The sequence below is a fragment of the Streptomyces sp. NPDC053367 genome (genome assembly GCF_044545925.1).
Lineage (GTDB): Bacteria > Actinomycetota > Actinomycetes > Streptomycetales > Streptomycetaceae > Streptomyces.
On the sequence record NZ_JBITYN010000001.1, the window covers coordinates 695,033 to 708,533 of the forward strand.

The 13,501-nt window shown below is 73.5% G+C and carries 13 protein-coding genes; 7 read left to right on the plus strand and 6 right to left on the minus strand.

The window, feature by feature from the left end; translation table 11 throughout:
- Positions 1-7 precede the first annotated feature (7 nt).
- Genes ACIGXJ_RS03225 through ACIGXJ_RS03240 form a run of 4 tightly spaced genes read right to left on the minus strand, consistent with a single transcriptional unit; the run spans position 8 to position 4,114 of the window.
- Positions 8-976 carry an arabinan endo-1,5-alpha-L-arabinosidase gene (locus ACIGXJ_RS03225; RefSeq protein WP_399640938.1) on the minus strand — a complete coding sequence of 323 codons (969 nt, stop codon included), beginning with the start codon at positions 974-976 and terminating at the stop codon, positions 8-10.
- The gene (locus ACIGXJ_RS03230) at positions 973-1,830 is read right to left on the minus strand and encodes a carbohydrate ABC transporter permease (RefSeq protein ID WP_399640940.1); all 858 of its coding nucleotides are present in this window, start codon (positions 1,828-1,830) and stop codon (positions 973-975) included. The genes ACIGXJ_RS03225 and ACIGXJ_RS03230 overlap by 4 nt, the downstream gene beginning before the upstream one ends.
- The gene (locus ACIGXJ_RS03235) at positions 1,827-2,768 is read right to left on the minus strand and encodes a carbohydrate ABC transporter permease (RefSeq protein ID WP_399640942.1); all 942 of its coding nucleotides are present in this window, start codon (positions 2,766-2,768) and stop codon (positions 1,827-1,829) included. The genes ACIGXJ_RS03230 and ACIGXJ_RS03235 overlap by 4 nt, the downstream gene beginning before the upstream one ends.
- A complete protein-coding gene (locus ACIGXJ_RS03240; protein ID WP_399640944.1) occupies positions 2,765-4,114 on the minus strand; it encodes an extracellular solute-binding protein in 1,350 nt (449 codons plus the stop codon). The genes ACIGXJ_RS03235 and ACIGXJ_RS03240 overlap by 4 nt, the downstream gene beginning before the upstream one ends.
- Before the next feature lie 345 nt (positions 4,115-4,459).
- Between ACIGXJ_RS03240 and ACIGXJ_RS03245 the strand changes: the two genes are divergently transcribed.
- Positions 4,460-5,062, plus strand: coding sequence for a toxin-antitoxin system, toxin component family protein (locus ACIGXJ_RS03245; RefSeq protein WP_399640947.1), 603 nt, complete (start codon positions 4,460-4,462; stop codon positions 5,060-5,062).
- A gap of 59 nt (positions 5,063-5,121) precedes the next feature.
- A complete protein-coding gene (locus ACIGXJ_RS03250; RefSeq protein WP_399642133.1) occupies positions 5,122-6,321 on the plus strand; it encodes an MAB_1171c family putative transporter in 1,200 nt (399 codons plus the stop codon).
- Positions 6,322-6,324: 3 nt separating this feature from the next.
- On the opposite strand, the gene ACIGXJ_RS03255 is transcribed toward ACIGXJ_RS03250, so the two are convergent.
- Positions 6,325-7,170, minus strand: a complete 846-nt coding sequence (locus ACIGXJ_RS03255) for an SMP-30/gluconolactonase/LRE family protein (RefSeq protein WP_399640948.1) — start codon at positions 7,168-7,170, stop codon at positions 6,325-6,327.
- Positions 7,167-7,940 (minus strand): IclR family transcriptional regulator, encoded by a 774-nt coding sequence (locus ACIGXJ_RS03260; protein WP_399640951.1) that lies wholly within the window; start codon positions 7,938-7,940, stop codon positions 7,167-7,169. The genes ACIGXJ_RS03255 and ACIGXJ_RS03260 overlap by 4 nt, the downstream gene beginning before the upstream one ends.
- A 217-nt stretch (positions 7,941-8,157) precedes the next feature.
- Here ACIGXJ_RS03260 and ACIGXJ_RS03265 point away from each other — a divergent pair, with 217 nt between their 5' ends.
- The 5 genes from ACIGXJ_RS03265 (at position 8,158) to ACIGXJ_RS03285 (ending at position 13,474) form a co-directional block, all read left to right on the plus strand.
- Positions 8,158-8,745, plus strand: coding sequence for a hypothetical protein (locus tag ACIGXJ_RS03265; protein WP_399640952.1), 588 nt, complete (start codon positions 8,158-8,160; stop codon positions 8,743-8,745).
- Positions 8,746-8,809: 64 nt separating this feature from the next.
- Entirely contained in the window at positions 8,810-9,880 is a 1,071-nt protein-coding gene (locus ACIGXJ_RS03270; protein ID WP_399640955.1) for a MerR family transcriptional regulator, read from the plus strand.
- A gap of 55 nt (positions 9,881-9,935) precedes the next feature.
- Positions 9,936-10,544: an O-methyltransferase gene (locus tag ACIGXJ_RS03275; RefSeq protein WP_399640957.1), complete on the plus strand. Its 609-nt coding sequence runs from the start codon at positions 9,936-9,938 to the stop codon at positions 10,542-10,544.
- Between the two features lie 105 nt (positions 10,545-10,649).
- A complete protein-coding gene (locus ACIGXJ_RS03280) occupies positions 10,650-12,092 on the plus strand; it encodes an acyl-CoA synthetase (RefSeq protein ID WP_399640961.1) in 1,443 nt (480 codons plus the stop codon).
- Positions 12,089-13,474, plus strand: coding sequence for a carboxyl transferase domain-containing protein (locus ACIGXJ_RS03285; RefSeq protein WP_399640963.1), 1,386 nt, complete (start codon positions 12,089-12,091; stop codon positions 13,472-13,474). The genes ACIGXJ_RS03280 and ACIGXJ_RS03285 overlap by 4 nt, the downstream gene beginning before the upstream one ends.
- Positions 13,475-13,501 lie beyond the last annotated feature (27 nt).

Genomic DNA, 13,501 nt, shown 5'->3' on the forward strand with positions numbered 1-13,501 from the left:
CGCGCCCCTAGGCAACCTCCGGCCAGCCCTCTTTCCAGTTCAGCTTGTTGAGGCCGAGCTTCGGCGTGCCGTTGTCCTGGGCGTCGTAGTAGTGGTAGGCCAGCCAGTCCTCGCCCCGGTCCTGGAAGACGGACTGGCCGCCGGTGCCGACGAAGTCGCCGTGGCCCTGGAGGAGGAGGTCGCCGCCGCCTTCGAGCATGGGGGTGCCCGAGCTGTCGACGTAGGGGCCCGTCACGGACGTGGAGCGGCCCACCTTGATCTTGTAGGTGGAGTTCACGCCCGAGCAGCAGGCGTCGTAGGAGGCGAAGAGGTAGTAGTAGCGGCCGTGTCTGGCGATGTAGGGGCCCTCGACGGCGTACGGGGCGTCGGGGCGGGTCGCGAGGTGGTGGACGGTCGCGTGCGGCAGGGCCCTGCCGGTCTCCGGGTCCAGCTCGACCATGCGGATGCCCGTCCAGTACGAGCCGAAGGTCATCCACAGGCGGCCGCGGGACTTGACGATCGCCGGGTCGATGGCGTTCCAGGAGTCGGTGCGTTCGGAGGAGAAGACCTTGCCGTGGTCGGTCCAGGTGCCCGGGAGGCCGGAGGGCGAGGTCGCGACGCCGATCGCGGAGTGGTTGGTGCCCCAGGAGGAGACGGCGTAGTAGAGCCAGTACCGGCCGTCGCGGTAGGAGATGTCCGGGGCCCAGGGGTCGCCCGTGTCGTTGTACTCGTACCACCACTCGGGGGGCTCGGCGAAGGCGTTGCCGGAGTCGTGCCAGTGCCTGCCGTCCGCGGAGAGGCGGGCGCCGATGACGCCGCCCGTCGAATAGGCCGCGTAGCCGCCGGAGCCCAGGCGGATCACCGTCGGGTCGTGGATGATCTCCTGGCCGGTGACCGGGCGGGGTTCGGGGTAGGTCTCGGCGGCCCGGGCCGCGTGCGGTGCCAGGGCCATGAGGGCCGCCGTGGTGACGGCCGTGAGTGCGGTGCGTACGGTCACTGTCCCGCCAATCCGGTGTGGGCGACGCCCGCGACGATCCGACGCTGGAAGAAGACGAAGACGACGATCAGGGGCAGGCCGGCCATCAGACCGCCGGCCATCAGCTGGGCCCACTGGATGCCGTAGGAGTTCATGACGGTCGCGATGCCGTTGGGCATGGTCATCAGGTCGGGGTTGTTGGTGACCATGTACGGCCACAGGAAGTTGTTCCACGACGCGATGAAGGTGAAGATGCCGACCGCCGCGAGGGAGGGGCGGGCGAGCGGGACCACGATGGTGAAGAAGACCCGCCAGCGGCCGGCGCCGTCGATGAAGGCGGCCTCCTCCACTTCGCGCGGGACGCCCTGGAAGAACTTGTAGAGGATGAACACCATCGCGGCGGGCGCGCACTGGGGCAGGATCATGCCCCAGTAGGTGTCGACCATCCCCATCTGCTGCACGGTGGTGAACAGGGGGACGCCGAGGACGGCCGGGGAGATCATCAGGCCGGCCATGACCAGGCCGAGCAGGGCGCTCTTGCCGCGGAACTCGGTGCGGGCGAAGCCGTATCCGGCGAGGGCGCCCACCACGAGGACCACGGTCGTCACACAGACGGAGACGACCAGGGAGTTGATGAACCAGTCGGTGATGTTGCCGGTCTCGAGAAGGGCCTTCCAGGCCTGGCCGGTCCACTCCCTCGGCAGCCAGTGCGGCGGTATCTCGGCGGCCTCGGCCTCGGACTTCAGGGAGGTGAACAGGGCCGCCGCGACCGGTGCCGTGAAGAGGGCGGAGACGGCGACGCCGAGCAGGGTGAGGACGATCTGGCCGGGGGTCCAGGCAGTGCGGGGCTTGAGCCGGATCCGGGTGCCGCTCATCGGGCGCCCTCCTCACGGGTGCGCAGCAGCCACATCCGCGCCAGGGCGACGACTGCGATGATCAGGAAGAAGATGACGGAGATCGCGGAGGCGTAGCCCACGCGGTAGCCGGTGAAGCCCTGTTCGAGGGTGTACTGGACGAAGGAGCGGGTGCTGAGCTCGGGTCCGGGGCCGAAGTCCATCATCACGACGGCCTGGTCGAAGAGCTGGAGCGAGGCGAGGATCTGCAGGGTGATCACCAGGCCGGTGATGTTGCGCAGCATCGGCAGGGTGATGTGGACCATGCGCTGCCAGGCGTTGGCGCCGTCGAGCTTGGCGGCCTCGTAGAGGTGGCCGGGGATGCCCTGGAGGGCGGCGAGGTAGAGCAGGAAGCTGAAGCCGACGGTCCACCACAGGGTCTGGATGACGATGGCGGGCATGGCGTACGACTTGTCGGTGAGCCAGGGCGTGTCGATGCCGAGGGTGTGGTTGAACAGGCCGATGCCCTGGGTGAACAGCCACTGCCACATGTTGGCGGCGACCGTGGAGGGCAGCAGGAACGGCGCGAAGAAGCACAGCCGCCACAGCCACTTGGCGCGCTCGATGTTGTGGGCGAGCATCGCGAGCAGGAAGGCGAGGACGGTGATGCAGGGGACGACGAGGAGCGTGAAGTACGCGCTGTGGCCGAGCGCGTCCCACATCATCGGGTCGTCCAGCGCCTCGCGGTAGTTGGCGAGGCCGACGAAGCGCGCGCCCTCGCCGGAGATGTTGGCGTCGGTGAGGCTGAGCCAGACGCCGCGCAGCAGGGGCCAGATCACGAACAGCACGAACAGGGCGAGGAACGGGGCGACGAACCAGCCTCCGTGCTGGAAGCCCTGCCCGCGGCGGACGGTGGCGACGGCCGTGGCGGCCCTGGTCCTCGCGGGGGCGAGGACGGTCTCGGCACTGGTGGTCGTCATGCGACCGCACCTCCCTGCGCGGCTGTCCTGCCGTCCATCGGGTTCTTCGAGGCGAGGAGCGTGTCGAGCCGGGACCTCATCCGCGCGGCGGCGGTGGCCGGTCCGGCGGAGCCCATCGTGGAGGAGACGACGATCGGGCCGAGGTCCTGCGCGAGCACGCCGGTGGAGCCCGCGAACCACACCTTGGGCTCGGTGGCCTGGTGGTCCATGGCGCTCACGTACTCGTTCTGCGGGGTGAGCTTCTGGTACGCGGCCGAGGTGAGGGTCGGCGTGTAGGCGGGGATGTGGCCGCCCGCCGCCCACTGCCGGGCGTGCTGGACGACGTAGGCGGCGAGCCGGTGGGCGCCCTCGTTCGCGGCGCCGCCGCGGCCGGACTGGTGGGGCAGGACGAAGGCGTGGGACTCGGCGTGGGTGGCCGGCCTGCCGAAGACGGGCGGCAGCGGGGTGGCGCCGTAGTCGAGTTTCGCGCCGGAGAACACCGGGACCGACCAGTTACCCTCCCAGGTGAAGGGGGCGCCGTTGATGAACTGTTCGCCGGTGGGGGCGCCCGGGACGACATAGCCGTCGGTGACGTGCTGCCGGAGGAACTCCAGGACCCGGGTGGCCTTTTCGGCGTCGAAGAGGACCCCGGTGCGGGCGTCGTCGAACCACTCGCCGCCGAGCTGGGTGTAGAAGGCGACGAAGAACCACCACTGGAAGTTCTGGTCGTTCGTCCACAGGCCGATGGTCTGCAGGCCCTTCTTCTGTGCCTTTCTGGCCTTCTTCAGCACGTCGAACCACTCGGTGGTGGAGCCGACCGGGGCCATCCGGCCGTCGGCGTCGAGGAGTTCGGCCTTCCTCAGCACGTCCTTGCGGTAGAAGCAGAGCTGGACGTGGATGTCGAGCGGCAGGGCGTAGAGCCTGCCGTCGATGACGCCGCGGTTCCACAGGGCGGGGTTGTAGTCCTCCTTGCGGACTCCGTACCTGGCGAGGAGGTCCATGTCCCAGGGGTCGAGGAGCCGTCCCGGGGAGAAGCCCGCGACCCGGCCCAGGTGCATGACGGCGAGTTCCGGGGCGCGGTTGCCCGCGGCGGCCATCGCCAGCTTCGTGTAGAAGGGGTTGCCCCACTGGAGGGTGGAGTCCTTGACGTCGATGCCGGGGTTCTGCGCGCGGAAGGCGTCCAGCATGGCGATCATGTTGGCGCCGTCGCCGCCGCTGAAGAGGTTCCAGTAGCGCACACGGGTGTCCGCGCCGGAGGCGAGCGCGTCGGCGCCGGTGCCCAGCGCCGCGAAGCCGAAGCCGCCGGCGACGGCCAGTCCGCCCGCACCGGCGAGTAGTTGCCTGCGATTGAGGTCAGGTCGTCCCATTGCCTGCCCTTACGTTCCTGGTTCGATGAACCGGCCGCAGCCGGGTCGTTCGAAACGCGGTGGTTCGAAACACGGTGGTTCGAAACTCGATCGTTCGAAATATCGGATGCCGCTCGTAACTTCGAACGGGACCGTAGATTCCCCGCGCCCGGACGTCAATGGGTCGGACACGGTTCGGCAGAGCCGGACGCCGCCGACGGTGACAAGGACGACGACGGCGACTCTCGGCCAGAACCGGGCCAACCGATGGTTCGGATCGGAACGACCGTCGTCGGATCGCATGACGCGGGCGGTCTCCCCGCGTAGTCTCGAACAGCCCGCCGAACGGCGGTGGAAGGGGGCGCGATGGACATCGCGGGCGCGCGGAGGAAGGCGGCCCGGGCCGCGACGGCGCTACGCCGCCCGAGCGCGGCCTCCGCCATGCGGGGGCTCGCCCGCGACCTGACCGCGGCGCTCCGGGCCAGACCCCGGCCGCCCGCCGACGTCCGCGACCTGTGCCGTGTCCTGTGCGAGGAGATGAGCGTCCTGCGCGGCGGGCGGCCCGTCGAGCTGCGCTTCGAGCGGTTCCCCGACGAGATCGAAGTGACCGGGCTGTGCGTGGAGTTCCACGACTTCGACCTGGTCATCGTCGAGGAACGGGCCGAGGCCTCCCAGCAACTGGTCATCCTCGGGCACGAGTTGTGGCATCTGCACGCCGGCCACCGCCATCACCACGGCGTCGAGGAGGCGGCCGCCGCCCGCGCCCTGGCCGGCTGGGGCGGCTCCGCGCTGACCGTCGCCGCCCGCAACGGCTCACGCCAGGCCGACGAGGCCCAGGCCGACGACTTCGGCCACCGCCTCGCCGCCGCCTTCCGCCACCTGCTGACGCCGGGCCAGGACCGGCACGCACCCTCGGACCCGGTGCAGCGCTCCCTCGGCTACCGGGGCCGCGGGAGGACGGCCCGGTGACCGGCACCGTCCCGGCGGCGGGGGCCGCCGCGGTGATCCGGACCGCGGCCGCCGCGCCCCTGCCGTTCGCGCTGGAGCCGTCGCGGCTGCTCACCGACCTGAACGTCTCCGTGTGGCTGCCGACCGTGCTGCTGGCGGCCGCGCTGGCGATCAAACTGCCCAGCATCGTGAAGATGTGGCGGGACCCGCTGCTGCGGGCCGTCGGCGGACTGCTGCTGTTCGGCTGTGCGGTGTTCGTGTCCGCGGCGCCCTCCACGATCGCCTGGACCAACCGGGTCACCGGCGTGCCGAACATCGCGGCACCCTGGGTGTACTCCCTGATCACCGCGCTGTCCGCGTCCTGGCTGCTGCTGATCGTGGCCTGGCGCAACGGCACCGGCCGCTCGGCCGCCACCCGCCGGGCCACCCGCCGGGTCGTCGGCGCCTACGCGGGCGTGGTCGTCGGGCTCTGGGTGCTCTTCGCATGTGCGGACGCCCCCGTGGAGCGCCCTCGCGATCTGGACACCTACTACGCCACGACCCCGTTCATGCGCGAGCAGATCCTGCTCTACCTCCTCGCGCACACCCTGGCCTGCTCCATCACGGCCCGGGTGATCTGGAACTGGATCCGCACCGAGGGGCTCGACGCCTGGCTGCGCTGCGGCTTGCGCATCCTCGCCGTCGGCTACAGCCTGAACCTGCTGTTCGGCGGCGCCAAGCTCACGGCGGTGGCGGCCCGCTGGACCGGGCACGACCTCGACTGGCTGAGCACCTATCTGGCGCCCGCGGCCGCCTGCGCCTCGGCCACCCTGGTCGCGGTGGGCTTCATCGTCCCGCACGCCGGGCAGTACCTCCAGGAGCACTGGCGGCTTCGCCGTGTGCGCCGGCAACTGCGGCCGCTGTACCTGCTGATGCGCCGCGTCACCGGTGGCCGCGAGCCGTTCGCCCCGCACGCCACCGGCGAACTCCGCCTGATCCGCCGCGAGACCTTCATCCGCGACGCCCTGCTCCAGCTCTCCCGCCACCTCGACGACGGCCTGCGCACCCGCGCGTACGACGCCGCCCTCGCTCTCGGCCACCCACCCGCCCGCGCCGAGGCCCTGGCCACCGCGGTGATGCTCCTGGACGCGGTACAGAGCCGCCGCGAGCCCGGCACCCCCGCCGACCCGGGCTACCTGATGCGCGAGATCCACTCCGTCGCCCGCGCACTGGGCAGCCCGGCCGAACTCCAGACGGTACGCACCCGCACGACCACCCCGGCGGAGAGCGCCCGGGCGTGACCCTCAGCCCTGGAACGCCGGCTGGGCAAGGCCCTTCCCCGCGGCCGGGACCACCAGGAGCGAGCCCGACAACGGGTGGGGTGCCCGCAAGCCCGTGCGGGCCGTCGTGATGTAGAGGTCGGTCAGGCCGGCGCCGCCGAAGGCGCATGCCGTGGGGCGGGGGACCGGGAGGGGGACCACTCGGTCCAGGGTGCCGTCCGGGGTGTAGCGGCGTACGGCGCCGCCGTCCCAGAGGGCGACCCACACACAGCCGTCGGCGTCGACGGTGAGGCCGTCGGGGAAGCCGGCGTCCGGCTCGATCCGCGCGAAGGGGCGGCGGCCGAGGACCCGGTCGCCGGTGACGTCGAAGACATCGATGCGGCGGGTCGGGGAGTCGATGTAGTACATCAGGCGGCCGTCGGGGCTCCAGCCGGTGCCGTTGCTGACGGCGACCGAGTCGAGGACCGTCTCCACGGCGCCCGCTCCGGTGAGCCGGGTCAGCGTGCCGCCGCCCGGGGCCTCGTCGTAGCGCATGGTGCCGGCCCACAGGGAGCCGTCGGGGGCGACGGCGGCGTCGTTGCCGCGGCGGCCGGGCACGGCCTCGCGGTGCAGCCAGCGGAAGGTGCCGTCGGGGTCGAGCAGGCCGACCCCGTCACGGAGGTTGAGGACCAGGCCGCCGCCGGTGCGCGGCTTCGCCGCTCCCACGTGCTGCTCGGTACGGCGGACCGTGCGCCGGCCGGTCACGGGGTCGTAGGTGTGCACCCGGGAGCCGAGGATGTCGACCCAGATGAGGCGGCCGGCGTCCGCGTCCCAGGTGGGGCCCTCGCCGAGGGCTGCCTCGGCCCGCACGGCGACCTCGTGGGCGGTCATACGGCGCTCCGGTGGCCGAGCCGCTCGGACAGTTCGGCGGCGCCCTTGGCGGCGAGCTGCTCCAGCTCGGCGCGGCGCTCCTCGCTCCAGCGGATCATGGGCACGGAGATGGACAGGGCGGCGACGACCCTGCCGGTGCGGTCGCGGACGGGCGCGGCAACGCAGGAGACGTCCGGGTTGGACTCGCGGTTCTCCACGGCGAGGCCGCGGGTGCGGATCTCGGCGAGGGTCTCGCGCAGAGCGGCCGGGTCGGTGATGCTGTTCGGGGTCATCGCGACCAGCTCGGCGTCGTCGGGGATGCGCGCGGCGAGTTCCTGCTCGGGAAGGGAGGCCAGCAGCATCTTGCCGACGGACGTGCAGTGCGCGGGGAGGCGGCGGCCCGCCGCGGACACCATCCGGACGGCGTGGGTGGAGTCGACCTTGGCGATGTAGATGACGTCGGTGCCCTCCAGGATCGCCACGTGCACCGTCTCGTCGCAGGTCTCGGCGACCGAGCGGGCCACCTGCTGGCCCTCGGCGGCGAGGTCGAGCTGCTCGGCGTAGCGGCTGCCGAGCTGGTAGGGGCGTACACCGAGCCGGTAGCGTCCCGGCTGGCCGGGCACGCCGACGATGTACGAGCGGGCGGCGAGCGTGGTGACCAGCTCGTGCACGGTGGTGCGCGGCAGCTGGAGCTTGCGCACGATGTCGGGGGCGGAGAGCGTGCCGTCCCCGTCGAGGAAGAGCTCGAGTATGTCGAGAGCCCGGGTCACGGCAGGCACGAGGCGTCCCACGTCGGCCCCCTCCCTTGATCTGCGAGGCTGTTCGAAATTTCAACAGCCGATCGGAATGACGAACACAGGCTACTCAAAGTCCGTTTCCGCGGGCAATGCCCCTGCCCCGCCCGCTGCCTGGCGTCCGCTGTCTGCTTGCCGTCAGCCGCGGATCTGCCGCACTCGGCGCTGTTCCTCCCGGACGGCCGCCGCCCGGCCGGGAGGCGGGTGCGGGACGATGGGACGCATGCCGTCAGCCAGCCCCTTCACGCCCCTGCACTTCCAGCTGGTGCTGCTGCGCCGCATGGCCGACCACAACCCGGTCCTGGTGGAGCGGGCACGCCATGAGCTGGGCGTGTCGGTGGCGGAGATGCGCGAGGCCAACAAGCGCTGGCAGGCGATGGCCCGCTCCCGCCACGCCCGCCCGGCCGCCTCCCGCTACCGCTCGGTGCTCGGCCCCCCGGAGTCCGTCGCCCCCCGCCGCGTCGGGGACCTCGACTGCGAGGCCTGGCGGTGGCCGGTCCCGCTCTGGCCGGACCTGCGCTTCGAGATCCTGCTCGCGCCGAACGGCGCGGTCTGGAACGAGTGGCTGGTCCGGGCCCCGGGAGCCGAGGGCCCGGACCTGCGCACCCTGGAGGACCTCACGCCCTGGTCCTGCACCGTCGACGAGGCCGCCCGCGCCTTCCCGCCGGCCCGCCCCCTGGAGGGCAGCGCCCCCACCCGGTGGGGTCTGTCCTTCACGGCCCCCGACACCGGCGGCGTACGCCGGGAGGTGGTGGCCGAGTTCACGTGGGGGCTGCTCCAGCGGACCGCGGTGCGCGGTTGACCTTCACCCTCGGTCAAGCCCCAGCATCGGTGGCGGGAAGAGACGAGGACGGGCGGGGTACTCCATGGAGACGCTGACGATCGGGGCCTTCGCGAAGGCGTGCCGGCTGTCGCCGAAGGCACTGCGGCTGTACGACGAGCTGGAGCTGCTCCGGCCGGCGCGGGTGGACCCGGACACCGGGTACCGGTACTACGCGGCAGGGCAGCTGGAGCGGGCGCGGCTCGTGGCGTGGCTGCGGCGGCTCGGGATGCCGCTCGCGTCGATCCGTGAGGTGTGCGAGCTCCAGGAGCGCGACCCCGCGGCCGCGGCCGCCGAGATCCGGGCGTACTGGGCGCGCGTCGAGGCGGAGACGGCCGTACGGCGGGACCTCGCCGCGTTCCTCGTCGGTCATCTGTCGGCCCCGCTCCGGGAGGACACCGCCATGCTCGAACTCCGTTACGCCGCCCGCTCCGACCGGGGCCGGACCAGGCCCGCCAACCAGGACGCCGCCTACGCGGGCCGGCGCCTGCTCGCCGTCGCCGACGGGTACGGGCCGCGCGGCGAGGGCGCGAGCGGCGCGGCCGTGCGGGCCCTCGCCGCGCTGGATGGCGCCGACGTGCCGGACGGCGGCGTGCTCGGTCTGCTGGAGGACGCCGTGCGGGACGCGTCCCGTGCCGTGCGGGAGGCCGCCGGTGGCGGGGAGGCCGGCACCACGCTGACCGCCATGCTGTGGACCGGGTCGGCCCTTGCCCTGGCCCACATCGGCGACTCCCGCGCCTACGTCCTGCGCGACGGCGGCCTGTTCCGCATCACCCACGACCACACGCTCGTGCAGTCCCTCCTCGACGAGGGCCGTCTGACCCCGCAGGAGGCCGAGTCCCATCCGCAGCGCTTCCTGCTCCTGAAGGCGCTGTCCGGGGACGCCGACCCGCTGCCGGACCTCCGCCTCCACGAGGCCAGGCCCGGCGACCGCTATCTGCTGTGCTCGGACGGACTGTCCGTCACCGTGCCCGACGACCGGGTCCGGCGGCTGCTGATGGAGGCCGCATCCCCCGACGACGCGGTCCGGGCGCTGACGGACGCGGCGAACGAGGCGGGCGGACCGGACAACGTCAGCTGCGTGGTCGCGGACGTGGTCGGCCGGGCGGCGATCTGAGCGGGAGGTCCCGTCCGGGCAGCGGGCCGCGGCCGGGTCCGGCAGGATCGGCGGCATGTCGATCGCCGGAACCGCCGCCCACGCCACCGCCGGTCCCCTGCCCCCGCTGGTCGCCCGCGCCGTCGCCGCCGCCCGGGCGCACGGTTTCCCCCACTCCTGCCGCCCGGAGCAGGGCCGTCTGCTGCACGCCCTGGCGGGCGGGGCCCGCACGGTCGTCGGGGAGTCCGGCACCGGACTCGGCGTCGGGCTCGCGTGGCTGGCGTCCGGCGCCGGAGACGGCGTACGGCTGGTGAGCGTGGAGCGCGACCCGGAGCGGGCTCGCGCGGCGGCGGCCCTGTTCGCCGGCCGGCCGGAGGTACGGGTGCTCACCGGTGACTGGCGGCGCCTGGAGGAGCACGGGCCGTTCGAGCTGCTGGTCCTGGACGGCGGCGGGCAGGGCAAGGTGCCCGAGGATCCGCCCGCCGACGTGGAATGGCTCCTCGCGCCCGGCGGCACCGTGGTCGTCGACGACTTCACCCCCGCCACCACCTGGCCGCCCCTGCACGAGGGCCGCCCGGACCGGGCCCGGCTGCACTGGCTCACCCACCCGGCGCTGAACGCGGTGGAGCTGCGGCTCGCGCCGGACCTGAGCGCGGTCGTGGGGACGCGGCGCGCCGGCCGGTGACCGGTGTCACGGGCCCGGGTCCTGCGGGCCCCGCCCGGGTTGGGGTAGGAACGGTTCGTCCCCGGCAGTTTCCGAACGCCGCCCGACAGTCAAGGAGTGCCCCGCGTGTCCTCCCTCTTTCCCGCGCTCGCCGGTGGTCCCGGCGAGCGCGTCTCGCTCCGGTTCGGGGCGCGGTCGCTGACGTACGCTCAACTCTCCGCCGCGGCCGGTGCCGTGGCGGAGCGGGTGCGCGGCGCTGGCCGGGTCGCCGTGTGGGCGACGCCCGCGCTGGAGACGGCAGTCGGCGCGGTCGGCGTGCTGCTGGCCGGGCTGCCGCTGGTGCCGCTGAACCCGAAGTCGGGCGAGAAGGAGCTGGCGCACATCCTGGGCGACAGCGCACCGGACGTCGTGCTCGCCGCGCCGGGAGCCCAACTGCCCCAGGCGCTACAAGGGTTGGTGCGGGCCGACGTCGACGTGCACGCGCAGGGCGCTCTCCCCGAGGACCGGGCGGACGACGCCGACCCCGCGCTGATCGTCTACACCTCCGGCACCACCGGCCCGCCCAAGGGTGCCGTGATCCCGCGCAGGGCCGTCGCCGCGACCCTGGACGCGCTGGCCGAGGCCTGGCAGTGGACGGACGCCGATGTGCTCGTTCACGGGCTTCCGCTGTTCCATGTGCACGGGCTGGTGCTCGGCGTCCTGGGCCCGCTGCGGCGCGGCGGCGCCGTACGGCATCTGGGCCGGTTCACCACCGAGGGCGTGACGCGGGAGCTGGCGTCCGGGGCGACCATGCTGTTCGGGGTGCCGACGATGTACCACCGGATCGCGGAGACCCTGCCCGGCGACCCGGAGCTGGCGAAGGCGCTGGCGGGGGCGCGTCTGCTGGTGTCCGGCTCGGCCGCGCTGCCGGTGCACGACCACGAGCGGATCGCGGCGGCGGCCGGACGCCGGGTGATCGAGCGGTACGGCATGACGGAGACGCTGATGAACACCAGCGTCCGTGCCGACGGCGAGGCCCGCGCCGGGTCCGTGGGGGTGCCGCTGCCGGGCGTGGAGCTGCGGCTGGTGGAGGAGGACGGCTCCGCGATCACGGCGTACGACGGGGAGACGGTCGGCGAGATCCAGGTGCGCGGGCCCAACCTGTTCACCGAGTACCTCAACCGGCCCGACGCCACCGCGGCCGCGTTCACGGCGGACGGCTACTTCCGCACCGGGGACATGGCGGTGCGCGAGCCCGACGGCTATGTGCGGATCGTCGGACGCAAGGCCACCGACCTGATCAAGAGCGGCGGTTACAAGATCGGAGCCGGCGAGATCGAGAACGCCCTGCTGGAGCATCCGGGGGTGCGGGAGGCCGCCGTGACCGGGGAGCCGGACCCGGACCTGGGCGAGCGGATCGTCGCCTGGATCGTGCCCGCCGACCCCGAGGCCCCGCCCGGTCTCCAGGAGTTGGCGGACCACGTGACCCGGCGGCTCGCCCCGCACAAGCGGCCCCGGGTCGTGCACCACCTGGACGCCCTGCCCCGCAACGACATGGGCAAGATCATGAAGCGGGCGCTGGCCTCATGACCGTGCGCCTCACCGCGCGGGAGGCGATCGCCCTGGTCGCCGAAGGGTTCGAGGAGTTCACGGAGCCGCCGCCCGGCCGCACGGCGGCCACGGACGGCCCCCTCGGCTGGGACGGCTACGACGCCGCCCGCGCGCGTGCCGCCGAGCGCACCGGTGAACCGGAGTCCGTGGTGTGCGGCACCGCCCGGGTCGAGGGCACGCCGGCGGTGCTGATCTCCTTCGAGTTCGGCTTCCTGGGCGGCTCCCTCGGCGAGCGCACCGGCGACCGCATCGAGGCGGCGTACGTCCACGCGCGTGAACACCGGCTGCCGGTCGTGCCGTTGATCGCCACGGGCGGCAGCCGGATGCAGGAGGGCATGGTCGCGCTGACCCAGCTCCAGCGCGTGGCCCGGCAGTCGGTGCTCACCCGCGAGGCGGGGCTGCCGCAGATCGCCGTCCTGCGCGACCCCACGACCGGCGGCGGCTGGGCCACCCTGGGCGCGGGCGCCGACGTGATCCTCGCCCTGCCCGGCGCGCAGGTCGGCTTCGCCGGCTCCCGGGTGCGCCCTCAGGACGCCGACCCGGCCGCGTACACCGCCGAGTCCCAGGTGGCGGCGGGCGCGGCCGACGCGGTCGTACGGCCGGAGGAACTGCGCGCCACCCTGGGCCGCTGGCTGCGCCTGCTGACCAGGCCCTCCGCCGAGCCCGCCCCGCCCCCGGGGCCCCTCGGCGCCGGTGACCTGCCGCGCACCGGCTGGGACGCCGTCCGTCGGGCCCGGTCGTCCGGACGCCCGCGCGCCGAGGCCTACCTGGACGCCTACTTCACCGACCGGGCGGCGATCAGCGGGGACCGCTGCGGCGGCACCGACCCCGGCATGCTGTGCGGCTTCGGCGAGCACCGGGGCCGTACCGTCGCCTACGCGGCCCAGTGCGGCACCGCGACCCGCCCGGCCGGCTACCGCACGGCGACCCGGCTGATCCGGCTCGCGGACCGGCTCGGCATCCCGGTGCTGACGCTGGTGGACACCCCGGGCGCCGCCAACGACGCCGAGGCGGAGCGGCAGGGCGCGGGCGCGGCGATCGCGGAGCTGTTCGGCGCGGTGGCGGGGGCGCGCACCCCGGTGACCACGCTGCTGATCGGCGAGGGCGGCTCGGGCGGGGCGCTGGCGGTGGCCGCGCCCGGCAACACCTGGGCCACGCCGGACAGTTACTTCTCCGTCATCGCCCCGGAGCTCGCGGCGGCGATCCTGAAGCGCCCGCCGGAGCAGACCGAGGCGACCGCCGGCCAACTGCGGCTTCGTCCCCAGGACTTGGCGGAGCTGGGGCTGATCCGAACAGGGGACGAGTTGTGCCCTGGAACAGGTGACCAGTTGTCCCCTGGAACAGGTGACCGTCAACCGTGAGGGTCCCGGCCGGCCGGCCCGAGGACC